General features: G+C 43.4%; 19 protein-coding genes. 4 read left to right on the forward strand and 15 right to left on the reverse strand.

The annotated features are described in order from the left end of the window. Positions 1-17: 17 nt before the first annotated feature. Complete coding sequence (gene paaA / locus FTU00_RS10265) at positions 18-962, reverse strand: 1,2-phenylacetyl-CoA epoxidase subunit PaaA (RefSeq protein WP_180179662.1); 945 nt, start codon at positions 960-962, stop codon at positions 18-20. A gap of 262 nt (positions 963-1,224) precedes the next feature. Here paaA and paaZ point away from each other — a divergent pair, with 262 nt between their 5' ends. The 3 genes from paaZ (at position 1,225) to FTU00_RS10280 (ending at position 6,116) form a co-directional block, all read left to right on the forward strand. Further along, positions 1,225-3,336 (forward strand): phenylacetic acid degradation bifunctional protein PaaZ, encoded by a 2,112-nt coding sequence (gene paaZ / locus FTU00_RS10270; protein WP_180179663.1) that lies wholly within the window; start codon positions 1,225-1,227, stop codon positions 3,334-3,336. A 206-nt stretch (positions 3,337-3,542) separates the two neighbouring features. Then, entirely contained in the window at positions 3,543-4,982 is a 1,440-nt protein-coding gene (locus FTU00_RS10275; RefSeq protein ID WP_180179664.1) for an MFS transporter, read from the forward strand. Positions 4,983-5,180: 198 nt separating this feature from the next. Then, positions 5,181-6,116, forward strand: coding sequence for a tRNA-dihydrouridine synthase (locus tag FTU00_RS10280; RefSeq protein ID WP_180179665.1), 936 nt, complete (start codon positions 5,181-5,183; stop codon positions 6,114-6,116). A 19-nt stretch (positions 6,117-6,135) separates the two neighbouring features. Here the strand turns inward: FTU00_RS10280 and FTU00_RS10285 are convergent, their stop codons facing one another. The 13 genes from FTU00_RS10285 to FTU00_RS10345 all read right to left on the reverse strand — a co-directional run bounded on the left by FTU00_RS10285 (position 6,136) and on the right by FTU00_RS10345 (position 17,640). Further along, complete coding sequence (locus FTU00_RS10285) at positions 6,136-6,810, reverse strand: nuclease-related domain-containing protein (RefSeq protein ID WP_180003071.1); 675 nt, start codon at positions 6,808-6,810, stop codon at positions 6,136-6,138. Between the two features lie 33 nt (positions 6,811-6,843). Further along, the gene (locus FTU00_RS10290) at positions 6,844-7,326 is read right to left on the reverse strand and encodes a methylated-DNA--[protein]-cysteine S-methyltransferase (RefSeq protein WP_034170626.1); all 483 of its coding nucleotides are present in this window, start codon (positions 7,324-7,326) and stop codon (positions 6,844-6,846) included. Positions 7,327-7,395: 69 nt separating this feature from the next. Continuing rightward, the gene (gene sugE, locus FTU00_RS10295) at positions 7,396-7,713 is read right to left on the reverse strand and encodes a quaternary ammonium compound efflux SMR transporter SugE (protein WP_034170625.1); all 318 of its coding nucleotides are present in this window, start codon (positions 7,711-7,713) and stop codon (positions 7,396-7,398) included. A 627-nt stretch (positions 7,714-8,340) separates the two neighbouring features. Beyond that, positions 8,341-9,027: a ribulose-phosphate 3-epimerase gene (gene rpe / locus FTU00_RS10300; protein WP_034170624.1), complete on the reverse strand. Its 687-nt coding sequence runs from the start codon at positions 9,025-9,027 to the stop codon at positions 8,341-8,343. A gap of 235 nt (positions 9,028-9,262) precedes the next feature. Continuing rightward, positions 9,263-10,402: a M48 family metallopeptidase gene (locus FTU00_RS10305; RefSeq protein ID WP_180179666.1), complete on the reverse strand. Its 1,140-nt coding sequence runs from the start codon at positions 10,400-10,402 to the stop codon at positions 9,263-9,265. Between the two features lie 11 nt (positions 10,403-10,413). Further along, positions 10,414-11,460: a YjgN family protein gene (locus tag FTU00_RS10310; protein ID WP_257218933.1), complete on the reverse strand. Its 1,047-nt coding sequence runs from the start codon at positions 11,458-11,460 to the stop codon at positions 10,414-10,416. A 160-nt stretch (positions 11,461-11,620) separates the two neighbouring features. Then, the gene (gene fghA, locus FTU00_RS10315) at positions 11,621-12,457 is read right to left on the reverse strand and encodes an S-formylglutathione hydrolase (RefSeq protein WP_159124257.1); all 837 of its coding nucleotides are present in this window, start codon (positions 12,455-12,457) and stop codon (positions 11,621-11,623) included. Positions 12,458-12,496: 39 nt separating this feature from the next. Further along, complete coding sequence (locus FTU00_RS10320; protein ID WP_166136755.1) at positions 12,497-13,897, reverse strand: C13 family peptidase; 1,401 nt, start codon at positions 13,895-13,897, stop codon at positions 12,497-12,499. Between the two features lie 124 nt (positions 13,898-14,021). Continuing rightward, complete coding sequence (locus FTU00_RS10325) at positions 14,022-14,840, reverse strand: class I SAM-dependent methyltransferase (RefSeq protein ID WP_159124259.1); 819 nt, start codon at positions 14,838-14,840, stop codon at positions 14,022-14,024. Then, positions 14,834-15,658: an undecaprenyl-diphosphate phosphatase gene (locus FTU00_RS10330; RefSeq protein ID WP_034705726.1), complete on the reverse strand. Its 825-nt coding sequence runs from the start codon at positions 15,656-15,658 to the stop codon at positions 14,834-14,836. Before FTU00_RS10330 ends, FTU00_RS10325 begins: the two co-directional genes overlap by 7 nt. A 16-nt stretch (positions 15,659-15,674) precedes the next feature. Then, positions 15,675-16,340, reverse strand: coding sequence for a tRNA (adenosine(37)-N6)-threonylcarbamoyltransferase complex dimerization subunit type 1 TsaB (gene tsaB, locus FTU00_RS10335; RefSeq protein ID WP_180053744.1), 666 nt, complete (start codon positions 16,338-16,340; stop codon positions 15,675-15,677). 140 nt (positions 16,341-16,480) lie between these two features. Then, complete coding sequence (locus FTU00_RS10340; protein WP_180003086.1) at positions 16,481-17,011, reverse strand: gamma carbonic anhydrase family protein; 531 nt, start codon at positions 17,009-17,011, stop codon at positions 16,481-16,483. Between the two features lie 14 nt (positions 17,012-17,025). Further along, positions 17,026-17,640, reverse strand: a complete 615-nt coding sequence (locus FTU00_RS10345; RefSeq protein ID WP_034705731.1) for a CoA pyrophosphatase — start codon at positions 17,638-17,640, stop codon at positions 17,026-17,028. Between the two features lie 123 nt (positions 17,641-17,763). On the opposite strand from FTU00_RS10345, the gene FTU00_RS10350 reads away from it, so the two are divergent. Continuing rightward, on the forward strand, positions 17,764-18,312 hold the full coding sequence (locus tag FTU00_RS10350; RefSeq protein WP_166136775.1) for an NUDIX hydrolase: 549 nt from the start codon (positions 17,764-17,766) through the stop codon (positions 18,310-18,312). A 45-nt stretch (positions 18,313-18,357) separates the two neighbouring features. Here the strand turns inward: FTU00_RS10350 and FTU00_RS10355 are convergent, their stop codons facing one another. Further along, positions 18,358-20,283 (reverse strand): hypothetical protein, encoded by a 1,926-nt coding sequence (locus FTU00_RS10355; RefSeq protein WP_180179667.1) that lies wholly within the window; start codon positions 20,281-20,283, stop codon positions 18,358-18,360. Positions 20,284-20,294 lie beyond the last annotated feature (11 nt).

Below are 20,294 nucleotides of genomic sequence, written 5' to 3' on the forward strand. Positions count from 1 at the left end.
TGTGCTATTCCGTTGCCTTAGGCGATTTTTCGTTGAACTGACTGCTGCTGTTGCTTGCTGGCATAAACTGCTGCTGATTCACGTACCCATTTGCCCTCTTCCCAAGCCTTGCGGCGTGCTTCGATACGTTCGTGGTTGCATGGACCTTTGCCTGCCAGCACATCGAAGAACTCATCCCAGTTCACCTGACCAAATTCATAGTGGCCAGTTTCTTCATTGAATTTCAGGTCTGAGTCCGGCACAGTCAGGCCAAGCTGCAATACTTGCGGCACAGTGTTGTCGACAAATTTCTGACGCAATGCATCATTACTGAATAATTTGATTTTCCACTGCATGCTTTGTGCACTGTTTGGAGAGTTGTCGTCACTTGGACCAAACATCATTAGTGCCGGCCACCAGAAACGGTTCACTGCATCCTGTGCCATCTGTTTCTGTTCTGGCGTACCTTGTGCCAGTTGCATCATGGCCTCAAAGCCTTGACGCTGGTGGAAACTTTCTTCTTTACAGATACGTACCATGGCACGTGCATAAGGACCATAAGAAGTACGACACAACGCCACCTGATTGACGATTGCCGCCCCATCTACCAGCCAGCCAATCGCAGCAACATCTGCCCAGGTCAGGGTTGGATAGTTAAAAATGGATGAATATTTCATGCGGCCAGCAATCAGCTTTTCCATCATGTCATCACGGTCTGCACCTAGCGTTTCTGCTGCACTGTAGAGGTATAGGCCATGCCCGGCTTCATCTTGTACTTTAGCCAGCAATACCGCTTTACGTTTCAAAGTCGGTGCGCGGGTAATCCAGTTACCTTCTGGCAGCATGCCAATCACTTCTGAATGTCCGTGCTGACCAATCTGGCGGATCAGGGTCTTTCTATAGGCATCCGGCATCCAGTCCTTCGCTTCAATAGAAATGTCCTGCTCTATCTTCTGATCGAATGTTTGTTGTTGCTTATTCATGTTTGTCTCACTTATCCCAAGTGCTGATACAATCAAATTAAAACGATACAAATATAAAATCAATACTATTTTTTAAGTATCATATATTTTTTAAAAGCATTTTCTATTAAGCTATTGTTTTTATTGTTTTTAAATTTTTAATTACATGAAAGTTACTTTTTTGTTTGCGGATTATGATTGACATTTAAGCTTTTTGATTGCAATTTATGAAACATCAAAAGTAAAAATAAACTCAACAACGTATCATAAATGGAGTTATACAATGTTGGAACTGGACAGCACTACCCAGAGTACGGATCTTCAGGACGACACACAGGCGCATTACGCAGCTAAAGTTAAAATATTGAGTTCACTGGTTTTAGGTGGTGAACATAGCGCACAAAATGACTTGCGTACGGTCTATCACGCCATTAGCGGTGAAGCGATTTATCAGGTCAGCAGTCACGGCATCGACATGCATAACGTAGTGCAATATGCCAAACAGAAAGGTGCTGCCATTGCCCACTGGACCTTCCACCAGCGTGCCAACGCCCTGAAACAGGTGGCACAATATTTACTGGAACGTAAGGAAGATTATTACCGCCTGGCAGCCGCAACTGGCTGTACCCGCAAAGATGCCTGGATTGATATTGAAGGTGGGATTGGCACCCTGTTTGCCTATTCAAGTCTGGTTCGCCGTGAACTCAGCGATGAAACGGCACTGGTTGAAGATGCCTGGATTCCATTATCCAAACAGGGCAGCTTTGGTGCCAAACATATTCTGAGCCCGAAAGCCGGTGTAGCAGTGCATATCAATGCATTTAACTTCCCGATCTGGGGTATGCTGGAAAAAATTGCACCTACTCTACTAGCCGGTGTGCCATGTATTGTGAAGCCGGCAACAGAAGGCGCAGAACTGACACATGCAGTCGTTAAAGACATTTTAGCCAGTAATTTACTGCCAGAAGGTGCTCTGCAGCTGATCTGCGGGCAGACTTACGACCTGTTTGATCACCTGAATGCACAGGATACGGTAACCTTCACAGGTTCGGCTGCTACCGGCCAGAAACTGCGTGCGCATCCACACCTGAATGCCCACTCCATTCCATTCAGCATGGAAGCCGATTCGGTGAACAGCGCCATCCTGACCCAGCAAGCCAACGATGAAACCATTGACCTGTTTGTGCGTGAAGTCTTCCGTGAAATGACAACCAAGACCGGACAAAAATGTACTGCAATTCGTCGTGCCTTTGTGCCAGCAGCATTGCTCGATACCGTACAGCAACGCCTGACTGAAAAACTACAGAAAGTAGTCATCGGTGATCCTGCACAGGACGGCGTAACCATGGGTGCTCTGGCCAGCGTTAAACAGAAGCATGATGTTGCTGCCAAGGTAGAACAGCTGGCACAGGAAGCTGAAATCATCATAGGTAGCCACCTGCGCCAGGACTTTGCCATCCAGGTCGCACATCCGGAAAAATCTGCTTTCTATCCACCAACAGTATTGTTATGTAAAGATCCGGTACAGGCCCAACAGATTCATAATATCGAAGCCTTTGGCCCAGTGGTTACATTGATGCCCTATAGTGACCTACCACAACTGGCAACATTAGTAGCTCGTGGTGAAGGCAGTCTGGTCGCTTCAATCGTGCGTAACCATGATGAAAATATTGAACAGCTACTCAGCAAGATCGCGCCTTGGCATGGTCGTGTGCATATTCTGGATCGTGAAAGCGCTAAGGAAAGTACCGGTCATGGTTCACCACTGCCATTGTTAGTGCATGGTGGTCCGGGGCGTGCTGGCGGTGGTGAGGAACTCGGTGGTCTGCGTGCAGTGAAACACTATATGCAGCGTACTGCTATTCAAGGCTCACCAAATGTGCTGACTCAGGTCGGTCATAGCTGGACCGCGGGTGCGGAGGTATTTGAAGACCGCGTGCATCCATTCAAGAAATCCTTTGATGAACTGCGGATCGGTGAACGCCTGCTGACTGCACGCCGTACCATTACTGAAGCTGATATTGTCAACTTTGGTGGTTTAAGTGGAGATTACTTCTATGCACATATGGATAAGATTGCGGCTGCGGAATCCTTGTTCGGTGAACGCGTCGCACATGGTTACTTCATTGTCTCTGCCGCTGCCGGCTTGTTTGTTGATGCTGCTCCAGGTCCAGTTATTGCCAACTATGGCATGGACAACCTGCGCTTCGTAGAACCGGTGAAAATTGGTGATACCATTCAGGTAGAACTGACCTGCAAGCAGAAAACCCCAAAACCGCTGCGTGATGAGCAGAGACCGCATGGTGTCGTGGTCTGGGACATCAAGGTGAAAAACCAGCGCAATGAACTGGTCGCGACCTATGACATCCTAACTCTCGTAGAAAAAGCTGCTTAACAAATATTTTCAGACACTTAAAGTAAGAAGGGAATCTATTTGATTCCCTTTTTTATTGATTTAAAAATAATTGTATCTTTTTAATCCAGACATATTGACGGCTGTGCAAATTACTCCTAGATTAGATTAATTGATACACATTAAAAATAAAAATAATTAAATTTGTATCAAATAAACCAATCACTATAACTTGCACAGGATGTTGCATGATGAATGAAAAAACATTGGTCATAGATAAGGTTGACAATGACGTCCAACCACTCGATTCTCATCTAAAAATTACTACGCCTATCCCTGAACAGGTAGCTACAGAAATTCCACCAGCAGCTCCAGAACGTAGCAGCTATCAATGGTATGTCGTGATCATCTGTATGGTGGCCTATATTCTGTCTTTCGTAGACCGTCAGATTTTATCCCTGATGATTGAGCCGATTAAGGCCGATCTAATGCTGAGTGATACTCAGTTCAGCCTGTTGCAGGGGCTGGCCTTTTCCCTATTTTATGCCTTTATGGGTGTACCGATCGCTGCATTGGCTGACAAGAAATCACGTGTGAAAATTATTTCGGTCGGGATTGCCTTCTGGAGTCTGGCAACTGCAGCCTGCGGTCTCAGCAAAAACTTTATCCAGATGTTCCTCGCACGTCTTAGTGTCGGTGCAGGTGAAGCCGCACTTTCTCCTGCTTTTTACTCAATCGTGGCAGATCTATTCCCGAAACATAAACTGGGCCGTGCGCTGGGTGTTTATGCCATTGGTGCCTTTATCGGTTTGGGACTAGCGTTCCTGATTGGCGGTTATGTCATTGGTCTGCTCAAAGATGTTAGCTTTGTCACTTTACCAGTAATTGGTGAGATCAAAACCTGGCAGCTGACCTTTATGATTGTCGGTTTACCGGGTGTATTGTTGGCACTACTCATGATTCTGACCGTACGTGAACCAGAACGTAAAGGCCTCAAAATGGATGCGAATGGTGTCGCAGTGAAAGCATCTTTTAAGAATTCGATAGGTTTTATCAAAACCCATAAAAAGACATTCTTCTGTCATTTTGTTGGCTTCTCTTTCTACACCATGATGCTGTATTCCCTGCTCGGCTGGGCACCGGCCTACTACATGCGTCACTTTGGCCTGGATGCAAGCCAGACCGGATATATCCTTGGAAGTATTATTCTTGTCGCAAATACTTCAGGTGCCTTATTCTGTGGCTGGCTCATCGACTTCTTTTCTAAACGTGGCTATAGCGATGCAGCGATCCGTGCCGGTGCAATTGGCTGTGCTGCCCTGATCATTCCAAGTGTGCTGTTTACTCAGGTCGACAATATGCAGCTTTCATTCGCATTGATCTTTGTCGCGATGTTCTTCTCCACCTTCCCGATTCCAGCATCAGCCGCTGCTACCCAGATGTTGACACCGAACCAGTTGCGCTCTCAGGTATCAGCTAAATTCCTTTTAATTTCCAACCTGATTGCGCTTGGTGTAGGTACGACAGCTGTTGCACTCATTACTGATAAATATTACGAAAATACTTTAATGGTAGGTAATTCAATTTCTATCGTGAATGCGGTAGCAGGCGTAATTGGAGTATTCCTACTGTATAAAGGCTGTCAGTATTATCGTGAAAGTATGAAAGTCGAAAAACTAATCGATTAAGACAATATTAGATTTTTAAGATTTAAATCCAAACCTTAAATCAGTCGATTTAAGGTTTTTTTATTTCGATAGCAAAAGATCAATAGGTACTCATTCAGGATCAATCTTTTTCTGCAATTCATATGAAAATTAAACTGCCTGGACATTCCCACCAAAAAGCCGTATAACACCGTTTTTCGAATTAACAGGTGTTGACCGTTGAAACTTGTTCTTGCACCCATGGAAGGCTTAACTGACCCGATTATGCGCGATGTACTGACATCCGTCGGGAGCTTCGACTGGTGTGTAACCGAGTTTATTCGTGTCACAGATTCGGTGCTGCCAGATCATATCTATCACACCTACTGCCCTGAACTGTTAAATGAGGGCAAAACTGCTGCCGGTACGCCGGTGCATGTACAGTTTCTGGGAAATAATCCGGAAATGCTGGCAGCCAATGCAGTGAAAGTCGCTGCCATGGGCGCCCCTGCAATTGACATGAATTTTGGCTGTCCAGCCAAAACCGTAAACCGTCATCGTGGTGGTTCAGTACTGCTAGATGAACCTGAAGTCGTTTATGAACTGGTCAAAGCTGTTCGTGATGCAGTGCCCGCACATATCCCGGTTTCGGCAAAAATGCGTCTGGGTTATATGGATCGCAACTTCATGATGGAAAATGCACATGCCATTGAAGATGCTGGAGCGGCTTGGCTCACTGTCCATGCACGGACCAAGGCCGATGGCTATACTCCACCAGCCTTCTGGGACCAACTGCAACCGATCCGTGAAGCCTTAAAGATTAATGTGATTGCCAATGGTGAAATCTGGACCAATGCCGATGCCAAGCAATGTCAGCTAGAATCAGGCTGTGAAGACCTGATGATTGGCCGTGGTGCGGTCACTACACCTGATCTGACCCAATGTATTCGCCAGAATTCTGATGAGCCGCTCATCACCTGGAATGAACTACTGAAACTGCAAATCCGTTTCCTGAATGGTTCCTATAAAAAGGAAATGAATATGGTCGGCCGTTATAAGCAATGGCTGGGTATGATGTCCAAGCATTATCCTGAGGCCAAAACACTTTGGGATGAGGTCAAACGGATTAAACAGCTGGTTGAAATTACTGAAAAGCTAAAAGCCTCGAAAAATTAAGAAAAAGCCTTTGAATGATTCAAAGGCTTTTTTGTTCGGATTCTCGCCTGTTTAAATTTGCAACATGTTCACGGTTGGTTTTCCAGGATTTTTCTAGTACTTCCTTCTCCAAGCGAATCTGGATACGTTTAATCTTGGTATCAGAAATAACTCGCTGATTAAAGCTTTTTACATAATCTGTCCAACCTGCGCCTCGAAATACATAATTTGGCATTGGGGTTTTGAATACCGCATCTGGCATAAATACAATCACAGAATGCAGCTGGTCTGGCTCAATAATATCAGCCAGCACCTGCTCCAGAACTTTGATGTGCTTATAATTCTGATGAATCGGATTTTGAAATTTATAGCTATTTTTATAAAGTTTTTGCGTCCAGGTCTTTTGTCGCTCGCCACCAAAGATCCAGCCTTTATAGTTTTTGGTTTCAATCACAAACAGGCCATAAGGACTTAATAAGAGATGATCAATTTGTGTTGTGCTCCCTTCTCCATCAGGAAGAGTCAAATCGTTTAATAACCGATACTCAAGGTCTTTCAGATAAAGTTTGACATGCGTGGCAACAGCGAATTCTCCCAGCTTTCCTTTTAAAAATGGTTTAAATAACTTAAAAACGATTAAACCAATAAAAAGTAGAAGAACCCACCATAAACTCGACCAGAGTTGGCCTAAGATTTGTGTTGCGAACTGATCCATATTTTAATTTTCATTAATTTTATGATTTTGATCTTAATGGGTTCGCTCAATATTTAACAGAATTTCTTTTTTATCCAGACCGCCTGCAAAGCCTACCAGCTTACCGCTACTGCCAATCACCCGATGACAAGGTGCAATAATCGAGATCGGATTTTTACCATTGGCAGCGCCCACGGCGCGCACTGCTTTAACATTACCGACCTGTTCAGCGATTTCCCGGTAACTTCGGGTCTGTCCATAAGGAATATTCAGCAAAGCCTGCCAGACTTTTTTTTGAAAATCAGTACCGGCAAAATCTAAAGGCAGTTCAAAAACATTGCGCTGACCGGCAAAATATTCCTGAAGCTGACGCCGAGCTTCTATCAATACAGGATGCTGTGGATCTTCAACCAGAGTTGCCAACCTGACCCGATTCGGTTTTTCACAATCCCAGAGTACAGCTACCAGCGCCGTTTCATTGGCGACCAGCTGCAACTGCCCTACAGGCGAGTCCATATAAATATAACTGAGTTGCATGGCCCTACTCCTACAGAATCAAGCTTGCCAGTTTTTATTTTACTCGAAATCAGAACTGCTCAACAGCTCTTAGGAGGAGGATAATTTCATCAAAACAAGTCCGGAGATAATCAGCACCGCAGCGAGCATACGCATAGCAGAAGCAGGTTCACCTAAAACTATAACACCGACCAGAAATGAGCCGACTGCGCCAATGCCCGTCCAGATGGTATAGGCAGTTCCTAGAGGCAAAGTACGCATGGCATAGGCCAGTAATACAAAACTGAGCACCATAAAAACAATCGTAAAAATACTCGGTGTGAGTTTAGTAAAACCCTCTGAGAGCTTCATGGAATAGGCCCAGACAATCTCAAATAGTCCAGCGAATACAAGTATAATCCAGGCCATATTGCCTTCCTCCTAATTAACAGAGTCAGGCCGTCCTGACGATTTTTCTTGTTGAATTTTATAAATTTAATCAACAAGGGAGGTCGTTCCCCCTAAAAAAATAAACATCTTATAAAACAGATGACAAAACCAAACTGCCGTTTACAAAATTTGACTGAATGAGAATTAACTTAACCATGTCTTACTCAAATGCTCAGGACAACTTGAAGATTTCAGCCTATCTTAAGGAACGCCAACATGGGACATCGTGTTATGGCATTACAGAGACTTGAGTAAGAAAAACAAACAAGGAATAAGTCCATATTATTAAGTTATGCACATGAATTAAATTTAAAAATAGCATGGAGATCTTACACAATGAAACACAAAACTAAGACCTATTGATCACTTTTTGTTTGGCTTGATTATTAACCTTTGATGAATAAACGACCACTAAAATCAAGGGCTGACATATGTAAAAAGAACTCCAATTGAGTTCTTTTTATACAAATTTTGTCTAAGATACAATCAATCAGGCTACAAACGATTACAAAATATGCAACATATCCATATGGTTATCAACATAGATATCTACACACTTATCCATAAAGTTATCCACAGATTTATGCACCTTAAACATTTTAGAGATTAAAGCTGGATTTGACCGACTTTAGCCAGCTCACTACGCATTTCATCAATCACAGCTTTATAATCCGGCTTGCCAAAAATCGCTGAACCGGCCACAAACATATCTGCACCAGCTTCTGCAATTTCACGAATATTTGCTGGTCCCACACCGCCATCTACTTCTAAGCGGATATCACGACCTGAAGCATCAATGATCTTGCGCGCCTGACGTAATTTATCCAAAGTCATTGGAATGAATTTCTGTCCACCAAAGCCAGGGTTCACACTCATTAGCAATACCTGATCAACCTTATCCAGTACATAATCCAGATAATGCAATGGTGTCGCTGGATTAAATACCAGACCGGCTTTAGCACCACCCGATTTGATCAATTGTAAAGAACGGTCAATATGATCAGACGCTTCCGGATGAAACGTAATAATATCTGCACCTGCTTCCAGAAAGTCACCAATCATGCGATCTACAGGTTTCACCATGAGATGCACATCAATAGGTGCCTGAATACCATATTTTTTCAATGCCTTACATACCCCTGCACCAAAGGTTAAATTGGGTACATAGTGATTATCCATGACATCGAAATGCACAACGTCTGCACCGGCCTGAAGTACATTTTCAACTTCTTCACCTAAACGGGCAAAGTCGGCAGACAAAATAGAAGGTGCAATTAAATAAGGCTTGGACATGAAAGGACCTGGCTAACTGAAATTGGATTTTTCTCATTATACCAAATCCAGTCCTGCTACTGTGACTTGGATGTTATGTAACGCTGGACAGTATTTATGCTTAATATCACTTGGCCTAGATGAAAATGATTGATTAAGACAGGAAAACTCGCATATCCATCAATAAAAAATCGAGGCTAAACACGCCTCGATCCTCAGGATATAGAGATATGAATTTTTATACTCAATATTAGAGCTAAACAGGTTGGCTCATTTTTTCTTCGAATGCATGAATCCGTTCAATTCTTTTATCCAGTTCGGGATGCGATTCCAGATATTTTTTGAGTTTTCCAATCAAACGCAACCATTTCAGCTCAGACTCAGTAATTTGCCGTTCTTTTCCATCAATATTCAAAGTAAAGTTTTTTATTTTTATCGTTTTATTCTGCTCTGCCAAGATTCTAGCGTTTTCAACCCGCTGCAAAAAGTTCGACAAATGGATACTGGAGATCTGCTGTTGATGTAAATGTTGCATGGCATAATCATCCGCAGCAAGTTCAAGTGCCTGTGAATATCCCGCATCGGCGAGTACCGCTATAGATGCCGCCACCACATCACTTAAATCTCCTGTTACCAAGGCAAATAGTCCTGCTGCACCCAGGTTGGAAATCACTTTTTGCATGCTATGTTTTTGTACCAGATGACCTTGTTCATGCGCCAGTACTGCAAGAACTTCTTCATCTGCACCGCTAAGCTTGACCAGTTCATCGGTGACAATAATGGTATTGTTCGGAATCGCAGCTGCATTAAGTCCCATGGTTTCACCGCCTTGACGGAAAATAATCTTAGCGGGTTTCCCTACTGCAATTTTTTGTTCATACAATTTTTTTAGACGTGCTTGATGCTCTGCGGAGAGCTTGGATGACTCAGTTTGCTCAATTAATTTCTGCTCAGTTTGCTTTCCTACCTCGATCAAGGTCTGTTCCGGAAGTAATTGAGCGAGCTGCTGGGCCGTATATGGAATTCCCCATTTAAGAATAAAAATTACCGCACATATCACGATAATCATCGAGAAGAAAATCAGGAGTGGAGAACGTTCAAATTTCCATATGGCATGATAGATTTCTTTGGATTTAATCTTCAGCCAATGCGGTGCTTTGGTCAAAAATTCAATCCGACGATCTTCAGGTAATTCGATAATCGGTTTACGTCTCCCGACCCCGCCAATATACGCCATATCAGGATAACTAAAATAAAAGTCAGCCTCGCTCACTTGCTTGGGTGTTTCTTCACTAAGCTTTAGGGCAATCCCGCGTTGCTGATCAGGGACAATCCATGCACGCTGGGCTTCGGCCAAAACCCCATCATAAAATCTGACTTCAACAGGTCGCTTCATCCTACTTGCCTCTATAACGATGCATCGAAATCAAAGATATCCAGTACTTCATTGGCTATAGCATTTGGATCACGCTGCAAGATATTTTTTAGATTAGTTTCGTCCTCTGCTAGATAGAGTTCTAGGTTAGCCAGTTGATATTCATATAAACGGATGCTCGCCCAAGGGGTCATGAGTCCCAAACTGAGTGCACGCACTATCCAGTTACTGAGTACAATCCAGCTATAGCGCCATGTCGTTACCCGGGTTTTAAAATAGCTTTGACCAAGCTCTACATGATTCCAGGTATACATATATAAGCGTGCAGAGATCATCGGCCAGACCAAGGCCAGGCAAAACAGATAGCTCAACACAACACCTAAGGTAAACAGGGTTGTACCGATCAAATCGACCCAGTAAACGATTGCCGCGATCCATGCGATACCAATTAGCAGACACAGACATAAGGGAACATAGACTGCTGACATAAATTTAGACCATTTGATCCCCAAGCTGAACTGAAGTTGGCCGATCGATAAATGATTAAAGCAGTAACGTTTGTATAGCCAGATCACCACTGGACTGAAAAGAAACAGGGTGAAAATATTGACCAATATCGCGAGCCATAAAACCCTATAGGCTTCCCGATTGCTTCCACTAAAATGAAACCGGACATTGCCATATTTACTATTCCGGGCCTTAAATTTCAGGGTCATCCGAATTAACCAAGGTAGAGAGATCGCAGCAATCAGAAATAATGAACTGGTGACAAGAATGGAGTAATTGGTCAAGATCACTGTCACCACATACAACTCCAATGCCAATAGACGACCTAGCAGAATTCGGCTTGGCATGGCGATGAAGTCAAAGCGATGTTTTAACAATTGGGTATTACCGTAGAAATAGCGGATACGGCGTGCCTTTGCCCAAGGGCTATACAAAGTAAGCGTAATGATGGTTAACATCAGATTCACCATCCAGATTCCAAAATATTCAGTGGCACTGCCATGAAATCGGAAGCTGTGTTTTTCTAGTGGAGGTGATGGTTGGTCAATCTCTGGTTCAGGCTTATTGTGCATCGTGTTCTTAACTGCAACTGGTTCTACCTGATTTTTGAATAGCAACTTATATGCCATTTTTATTATATTTATTTGATACTCATATAAAAAACTCCAGAAACATGACCTATTTTTGGAGTTTCATTGTACTTTTAAGTTTGCTGCGCTTTTGTTGCTTGGCTTATGGATTTAATTGTACGGCATGGAATTGTAAATGGTCATCTACAAAGCTTTGAATAAAATAGTAACCATGATCATAACCTTGATGTTCACGTAAGGTTAATTTCTGGTTCACGGCATCACAAGCTTGCTGAAATAACGCCGGATTCAGCTGGCTATAGAACTGGTCAGAAAAGCCCTGATCAATCAGGATATCGCTAAACAGCGCACCTTTTTCCTGAACCAGCGCAGTTGCATCATGCTTCAACCATTCTTTGCGGTTTTCGCCCAGATAATTTGAGAATGCTTTTTCACCCCATGGACATTGGCTTGGTGCACAAATCGGTGCAAATGCCGAAACTGAACAGAATTTTTCCGGATATTTAAAAGCCAAAGTTAAAGCGCCATGTCCACCCATGGAATGACCGAAAATCCCGATCTTATCTGCCTGAACTACGAACTCTTCACACACCAGTTCATACAACTCATCGACGATAAAGCTTTCCATCTGATAATGTTCAGCCCACGGTGCTTGAGTGGCATTGATATAAAAGCCAGCGCCTTGCCCGATATCCCAGTGATCCCCTTTGGCAACATCGTCTCCACGCGGTGAAGTGTCTGGTGTAATCAGAATCAGGCCAAGCTGGGCCGCCAGACGCTGGGCATGTGCCTTGATTGCAAAAGTTTCTTCCGTACAGGTCAGGCCAGCTAAATAGAACAAAGCTGGACAATTTTGGCCTTCCAGAGCTTGTGGCGGCAGAAAGATGCCAAATCTGGTTGGTTTTTTTAATATTTTAGACTCAAAGCTATAAATCCGCTGTTCACCCTCAAAGCTTCGATTATTCTGTACCAGTTCCATCATCATTCCTTTTTCTATTTTCTAAAGTTGTAGATTGGTTTATGGAGTCAAAGCGACAGACGGAGATGCTGAAGTGGTCGTCGCTGGAGGGAAAAGACGCTGTTCCAGTTGTGGCAACATCAATTCCATGTTTTTGCCAATCACCCATTGTGGTTCTGACGGTTCAAATCCCTGAGCTGCTTCCCATTTAGCCACTGTAGTCTTGGCCTGCTCAAAAGAGGCTTTCAGGCTGTTATTTTCACGCATGGCCTCATCAAAGAAAGCACGGCCGAAATAGGTATAATCAGCTTCGTTTGAACAACCGAAAGACTGACGGTCAGCAGCAGAGGCTGTGATAATTAAAGTATTATCATTCTGCAAAGCCGAAGCGAAACTACCTGAGAAACAGGCAGAAATAACAATCACTCGCCAGCGTACACCTGAGGCATCCAGAGTATCACGCAACCATTTTGGATCGACTGATGCCAGATCTAGCGGTGCATTTTCCATTTCAAATTCATTTGGCAAGCCATGTGAGGTCATATACAGGAACAGTACATCACTTTCCCGGTTCATCTGCTGGCCAATACGGCGCAAGGCCAATTCCATGCTGGTTTTGGAAGCAAGTGGAATCTCAGTCCGTGTTGCCGGATGATTCACCAGCATAATCGAACGGCCAAAAGTCCCAAACCGGGTATCAAACTGCTTTTTAATCCGCTCTATTTCTGAATAGAACACATCCTGATAACTCGCGCCAGCCACACCCATAAAGTACCAATGCGACTGTGCAAATTCACCATATTCAATTGCATCCAGCGCCTTATTCAGCAAGATCGGCTGAGCATAGAAAGCATCTTCAGCAAAACTTGGTGGAATTTCTTCAACTTTCCAGATGGGCTGATCTTTCACCGAAATCTGCCACACCACCAAGGTAAACAAGGTGGCCAGCATAATCAGTGCCCGTTCCCACCACGGCCATTTTAATTCACGTGAAATCACCCAGACCACAGCCAGACTTTGCCAGACAAACAGCATGACAAACAGGGTCGGAATATAGGCATAGAAAATATAGGGTAGATAATCCAGATCACCCAGATACTGGATCAAGCTCTGGAACAGCATGATATGCGTATCCAGCACCAGCCAGAGCAATGCGGGTACCAGCATCAGACGAGGATTATTCACCCGTTGGGACAAAAAGATCCCGACAATCAAGGCAATAAAGGGCCAAAGCGCATAACTGATGAGACCTTGAGAGTTGAAATCTCCCATACGACCAGAACTGAGCCAGCTAAAGAGACTGTTAGCACAGCCGCCCAAAATCCCCCAGAATACCAGTTGCAGAATAGAGGGACGCACCAGTTGCAGCGAACGCCGAGATCCCAGAAATAACCACATCCCGGCAATTTGGTTGCTTTTAAAATCGTGCCAAAAATTGATGGAGGGTTTAAAGTCGATCATATGATTTCAGGGAGATGAGTGGCTCGCTAATGTGCCCAATAAGTTTATGCTTGATATAAGTTTTATCAATGCCAATTTTTAAATATATAACAAATCCTTGATCTATTTTGAAGCAATTCTCATATTAAGTAACCAGTTCATGCTGAAAATAGGCATCAAAACGGCAAGCATCACCAGACCATTGATGATTTGGCTCTTTTCCAGCTAAAAATACGGCCAGACGAGGACGTTTCACCACCACCCGCTTGCCAATTTTTTGTGCTAATTCTAAGAGATTATCCCCCAGATCCATTTCACCATCTTCCGGTAAAAGCAAATGTAATAACTGCATTTGTTTTTTCACCTGTGCCTGCTTTTTCGGTGCCTGCTGATTCTGGTCACGTTGTGGAAACATCGGGTCCAGATAAACCACATCGACGACCGCATTCTGCTCAGCCTGTGATTTCAGATAGTCTGCAGAATCTGAAAAAACCAGATGAATCCGGTTAACCACCGAACTTAGAAAAGTATCCTTTTTCGCTCGGTGATGACTGTCTTCAAGCAGGGTAAATAAAATAGGATGTCGTTCGACCAAGGTCACCTGAGCACCCAAATGTGCCATCAACAGACTGTCATGACCTAGCCCAGCTGTCGCATCGATAAGAGTCGGCTTTTCTCCGAGGTTACAAGCACGAGCAATCATTTCCGATTTTAAAGAGGCACGTTTTAAACGCCCTACTTCTGCTTGCCAATCTGGTTGCATTTTCATGCCATTGGCACAGAGCCATAGGCCGTCAGCATCAACACACAGGGCCAGTTCGGGATGTAAACGCAAGAAACGTGCATTCAGCTTTTCAATAACCTCAATACTAACCTCTACACCACGAGAAGAAAGCACAGCCTCGAAGTGCTGTGCTTTCTCTTGATACTCAGATTCGGTATATAAGCGAATCGTGCTTACCATAATCTCCAACCTGTAAAGGCAAATAATAAAATCAGTAAACCTGAGGCTATGCGATACCAGGCAAAAACCATGAAATCACGTTTTGCCACATAGGCTACCAAGGCACGGATTAATAAAAGCGCTGAGATGAACGATACGATGATACCGACTGCCAGAACCGTCCAGTCTTCTGTGGTACTGTAAACATCATAGCTTTGATACAGATCGAGCAGGCCTGCACCGATAATAACCGGAATCCCCAAGAAGAATGAAAATTCAGTTGCAGCCTTACGTGATACGCCAAGGAACATCGCCCCGATAATGGTCGCACCTGAACGTGAAGTTCCCGGTATCAGGGATAAGACCTGAATCAGACCAATCCAGATCGCATCTTTTACGGTTAGATCTTCAACTTCCTGGGCACGTACCTTAGGTGGATTCTTTTCAATCCAGATAATGATCAGACCACCGACGATCAAGCCAATGGCAATTGCAATATTATTGAATAGCAGTTCTTTTACAGTTTGCCCTAGGGTCAGACCAATCAGCACAATGGGAATAGAGGCCAGAATCAGGCCAATCCCTAAACGGCGTCCTTGCGGTTCACCACTTACGATCCCGGTTGCTGCACCCCAAAGCCGTGCCCAATATTCATAAATAACCGCGGCAATTGCCCCCATCTGAATTGCGACGACAAAAACATCGCTTTTTTGTTTAGTCCAGAAATTCATTAATTCTGAAGCCAAAATCAGATGCCCAGTACTGGAAATAGGCAAAAACTCAGTAATACCTTCAACAATACCCATAATTGCTGCTTTCAGCAGCAGTAAAAGATCCATGCTTAATCCTGATTAATTATGCTTTGCCTTGTTCTGGAATTTTTTTCCATGCGTTATCACGTAAATATACCGGAAGTGCCAATTCTGCACTGACCCAATTTTCTGTTTTTGCTGCTGCACGCGCAATCATGGCAATATCCTGCGCTGTTGCACTGACATTTTTATATTCAGATGCTGTTTCTTGAACTAGATTGGCACCTGAACCCACCACAGTAAATTTTACTGCTTCAGCACTTTGTTCATAACTCAAAAGCTGTTCTTCATCAACAGCCTGCATAATCCCTTGAGCATCTAACTGATAACTGGCCACGTAGACTTCATTCATCCGTGCATCCAGTACGGCAGTTACTGTAGTTAAACCATGCAAACGATATGCCGCTTGCGCCAAAGCTTGTAAAGTGGATACCGGAATTACAGGCAGATCATTTGACCAAGCCAAAGCTTGGGTCACAGCCGCATTGATACGAACACCACTAAACGATCCCGGGCCACGACTAAAGGCAATCGCTGTCAGATCAGATACAGCCAAGCCCAGATCATTGAGGCCTTGTTCAATCATTGGGAGAATGGTTTGCGTTTGTGCCTTGGCACGCGCATCAAGCTGAAAAAATAGTTCTTGAGTATCATCGATCACAGAGACGGAACACTGCTCATTGGCAGTCTCCAATGCCAGCACTTTCATGCACAACCTTAATTCAGAGAATATAAAAAACGTTGAATATAATACTCCACTCATATCTTCTAGGCGAGATTTTCCCAAGCCAGATACAAAAATGCCTAGAAAATTCTAGGCTTAACTGAGGACATTATTCAGATAACAGCCTAAAGCTGTACTTCTTCCAGGTCCTGAAATTTCTGGAAATGCTCAGCATAGTGCATGGCACTCATTTTCAGTTTCTGAATACTGGCTTCATCTAAAGTTTTCACGACTTTGCCTGGTGAGCCCATTACCACCGAATTATCAGGAATCACCTTCCCTTCTGGAATCAGAGCATTGGCACCAATAATACAATTCTTGCCAATCACGGCATGATTCAAGATCACTGCCTGAATTCCAATCAGGCTATTATCGCCAATGGTACAGCCATGCAGCATGGCCTGATGACCAATGGTCACATAATTCCCGATGTTCATTTCAATTCCAGCATCGGTATGTAGCACCGCATTTTCCTGAACATTGGTGAAGTCACCTAAACGGATTTTACTGTTATCGGCACGAATAACGGCGCCAAACCAGACACTCACCTGCTTACCTAATTCAACCTGTCCAATGACCGTCGCTGTAGGTGCCACCCAACCATCCCATGGCTGATGCGTTACTTTTGGTGAATGTCCCTGAAATTGATATAACATGGCTGAAATCCTGTTCAACGGTTAAAAAATTTTGAGCGTTTAAACGCAGGTGAATTAAGTAAAAATGGCCAGTCTTTTTTATAGTCAAGCCCGTACTGAAATAATGAAATTAGCATACGTGCGGTCAGTCCCCAGACAATCTCATTTTCCACCCGCATACTTGGAAAATATAAAGACTGCTGGGCAAACCGCACTTCATAAGGCATCGGCTGGGCTTCCAGCAAATGCTGTAAGGAAGCAAAGAAAATCCGGTCAATTTCCGTCGGCTGAGGAATGAGTTGAATGGTAGGCGGAATTATACCTACCACAGGCTTAACCAGCATCCCGTTACGTGCCTTTTGCATCGGGAGATCCCCGATCAGATGCACATCAAATGGGTTAAGCGCCGTTTCCTCATACGCCTCTCTCAAAGCCACTACAATATTACTGGTATCTTGCGGGTCGCGTTTACCCCCTGGAAAAGAGACTTCCCCTGCATGATTATTCATATAAGCTGAACGACGTGTCAGCAAAACTTTGGGATCAGCTTCATCTGTGATCGCAATTAATACAGCAGCCTGTGCAGTTTGAATCCGTTTGGAAAATCGTAAATGTTTCTGCAAGCGTTGTATTAATCCCAGCTCATCCATTCATTCAGCTCCCTATGCGACTATAATTTCATCATAGCTGATTTTTGATTTGGCGGGATAGAAATGATGCCAAATTTTGATTTTTCAGTTATCCTGACCTTACTGTTATCATTGATGATGAATATGAACTTCTGTGTGAACTGTGGACATAAAACAACAGAGAAAATTCCTTTAGGCGATCAGAAGGTTCGCAAGGTTTGTACTACATGCGGATATATTCATTACATTAATCCAAAAGTGATTTGCGGTGCATTGGTGCTCTGGGAAGATAAAGTTCTGCTCTGCCGCCGTGCGATTGAACCACGTTATGGACTGTGGACCCTCCCTGCCGGTTATATGGAACTGTTTGAAACCATGGAACAGGGCGCAGCACGTGAAACCCGTGAAGAAGCCGAAGCTGAAGTAGATATTGAACAGCTGTACTGCATGTACAATATTCCGCGGATTGGCCAGATTTATGTCCTGTTTAAATCTCAACTGATTGATGGAAAATTTGGTGCAGGTGAAGAAACCATTGAAGCACGTTTATTTGATGAAGATGAAATTCCCTGGAGTGAACTGGCTTTCCCGAGTGTAGAACATACACTCCGTCATTATTTTGAAGACCGTAAAACCAATAACTTCCCGATGCATCTTGAGACCTTGGGAACTCGTTTGGATCACACAGGTTAAAATGTCTTTTTATAAAAAAGCCCATCATTTGATGGGCTTTTTTCATTATTTGGTTTTGATGCTATAACAATCCGCTAATTTAAATGAAACACTTCCGCCACTTAGCTTGGCCAGATTGGTCTCTTCTGTCGTTTCATCAGTATTATTGTTGTTATAGACTTTCTGGAAGCTGGCATAAGTATTTGCCCAGCCTACACTTTCTCCAGCTGAGTTGGTAAAGCCCACACGACTGGTTCCATTCAATATATTAGATAAATTGAGTAATGCCCCACCAATCACAATCTTATCATCTGTATTGGTTGAAGCCTGAATAGTGGAGTTCATACCTACCAAGGCACCATTTAATGAACCAAATACAGGATCAGCGAAGACCAGTCGCATAGATACTGTTTTTTCATCTATAAATGCACGGCCTAAGGTACCGAGACGATATTGTTGAACGCCGTTATTGTCTTTAAGTCCAGCCGGTAAGATATCTCCCTGGCAACCATTAATGCTATCAGTTGCAAGATTGCTCGCGGACTGCATATTGGTACGCACATCACCATTACTATCAATCACAACACCCACTGTAACAGGGCTAATTGAGTTTTCGCTAAATTTAAACTCCATGTTGCCATACATTGGGAAAATATATTCTTCACCTGGCTCTACATTTTCAGCTGTTCTAAAGACTTGACGATCCAGATAGCTGATCGGGAAAATTTTATAAAGATCAATTGAGCCACTATAGTTGTCATCATCGGCATTAAAACGCCATAAGCCAAGACTGGCACGATCAGCATCGCTGAGTTCAGTCTTACCTGTGGCCATCTTATAAAATGCTTCTTTACCGGCAATCACATAATCACTCAGCAAACGACCTTGGTAAATTTCTAATGGATTGCTGTTGTTAGCCACATTCATTTTATATGGTGCATTTGATGAAAGCATTCTCGTGGCAGGGCTAATCCAGCTGGTTTGCGGTACTGCAGTAATTTGCTGTGGTTTGACTTTACGGATCAATTCCGCATTAATGCCCCCCAAAGATCCCAGATTATTGGAGCCCAGTTTTAGCTGAGTGTCACGCCACTGTAGTCCACTGCCAAAGGTATAACCCTGGCGGTCTGTAATCAGGATAAAATGTCCAAATAAATATTTAGTCGTTTTATCTTTAATGTCACATACAGATTTATTACAACCCGCCAGACCATCAGAACCAGTCAAGTTACTGCTAATAATGCCTGAAGTTGAGAACAGAGAAAATTCCGGTTGATATACTGCTGCGCTGGCAATATTGGCCAGTTTTTTTACAACTTCAAAGGCCTGATCATCACTAATCTGGCTAATATCAATAAAAGGTTTAAGGATTTCTGCCAAATTTGCATCTGTCAGGCTGATATCTTTATTAATTTTGCCCAGATTCTTTCGCATATCTTCTGTGATATACAAGGGCTGTACATCCGTCGGATTATAGATACGGCCTTTTTCCAGTGCCAAGGTCTGCCAGATTTTGACCAGTTTCATCGCCACCTGTACGGTTGGATCTGTCTGTTCGATTCTGGCAATGTTACGGCCGGTAATTCCCTTGGCAATATCAAGTACACTTAGTCGGGGTAATTGGCTCGATGTACTGAGGTTCATATATTCAGAAAGCTTTACAGTACCCAATTTGATTTTGGTATCACTAAAACTTTTCAGATAAAATTCAATACTATCTGCTTTTTGACAAGTACCTGATGCCACACCATCATTTTGGTCAAATAAAGTAATAAAGGTATTTTCTTTATCACCACTACAATTAAAGTTAAGACCATCAATTGGATATTCAAGCCCCCATTCCAGACAATTCGTTGCAGTAGCAGAGCAGGAACCATTCGTGGTGGCTTCATCATTTTGTTCTGGTATGACATTCGCACTTTCACCTCCGCATCCGCTGAGGGCGGCAAATAAAGCAGTGAAAGCAAATGGATATAATATTTTATTTTTCATCTTATTCTACT

Origin of the sequence: Acinetobacter sp. YH12041, assembly GCF_013419975.1 — a bacterium.
Taxonomy (GTDB): domain Bacteria; phylum Pseudomonadota; class Gammaproteobacteria; order Pseudomonadales; family Moraxellaceae; genus Acinetobacter.

Excerpts from the sequence above, each read along its gene's own strand:
- FTU00_RS10285 (WP_180003071.1), bottom strand. The coding sequence starts at position 6,810 with ATGGATCAGTTCGCAACACAAATCTTAGGCCAACTCTGGTCGAGTTTA.
- sugE (WP_034170625.1), bottom strand. The coding sequence starts at position 7,713 with ATGGCCTGGATTATACTTGTATTCGCTGGACTATTTGAGATTGTCTGG.
- FTU00_RS10310 (WP_257218933.1), bottom strand. The coding sequence starts at position 11,460 with ATGCACAATAAGCCTGAACCAGAGATTGACCAACCATCACCTCCACTA.
- rpe (WP_034170624.1), bottom strand. The coding sequence starts at position 9,027 with ATGTCCAAGCCTTATTTAATTGCACCTTCTATTTTGTCTGCCGACTTT.
- paaA (WP_180179662.1), bottom strand. The coding sequence starts at position 962 with ATGAATAAGCAACAACAAACATTCGATCAGAAGATAGAGCAGGACATT.
- FTU00_RS10345 (WP_034705731.1), bottom strand. The coding sequence starts at position 17,640 with ATGGATGAGCTGGGATTAATACAACGCTTGCAGAAACATTTACGATTT.
- FTU00_RS10305 (WP_180179666.1), bottom strand. The coding sequence starts at position 10,402 with ATGAAGCGACCTGTTGAAGTCAGATTTTATGATGGGGTTTTGGCCGAA.
- tsaB (WP_180053744.1), bottom strand. The coding sequence starts at position 16,340 with ATGAAAGTGCTGGCATTGGAGACTGCCAATGAGCAGTGTTCCGTCTCT.
- FTU00_RS10320 (WP_166136755.1), bottom strand. The coding sequence starts at position 13,897 with ATGATCGACTTTAAACCCTCCATCAATTTTTGGCACGATTTTAAAAGC.
- FTU00_RS10330 (WP_034705726.1), bottom strand. The coding sequence starts at position 15,658 with ATGGATCTTTTACTGCTGCTGAAAGCAGCAATTATGGGTATTGTTGAA.
- FTU00_RS10355 (WP_180179667.1), bottom strand. The coding sequence starts at position 20,283 with ATGAAAAATAAAATATTATATCCATTTGCTTTCACTGCTTTATTTGCC.
- FTU00_RS10340 (WP_180003086.1), bottom strand. The coding sequence starts at position 17,011 with ATGTTATATCAATTTCAGGGACATTCACCAAAAGTAACGCATCAGCCA.
- fghA (WP_159124257.1), bottom strand. The coding sequence starts at position 12,457 with ATGGAACTGGTACAGAATAATCGAAGCTTTGAGGGTGAACAGCGGATT.
- FTU00_RS10275 (WP_180179664.1), top strand. The coding sequence starts at position 3,543 with ATGATGAATGAAAAAACATTGGTCATAGATAAGGTTGACAATGACGTC.
- paaZ (WP_180179663.1), top strand. The coding sequence starts at position 1,225 with ATGTTGGAACTGGACAGCACTACCCAGAGTACGGATCTTCAGGACGAC.
- FTU00_RS10325 (WP_159124259.1), bottom strand. The coding sequence starts at position 14,840 with ATGGTAAGCACGATTCGCTTATATACCGAATCTGAGTATCAAGAGAAA.
- FTU00_RS10350 (WP_166136775.1), top strand. The coding sequence starts at position 17,764 with ATGAACTTCTGTGTGAACTGTGGACATAAAACAACAGAGAAAATTCCT.
- FTU00_RS10290 (WP_034170626.1), bottom strand. The coding sequence starts at position 7,326 with ATGCAACTCAGTTATATTTATATGGACTCGCCTGTAGGGCAGTTGCAG.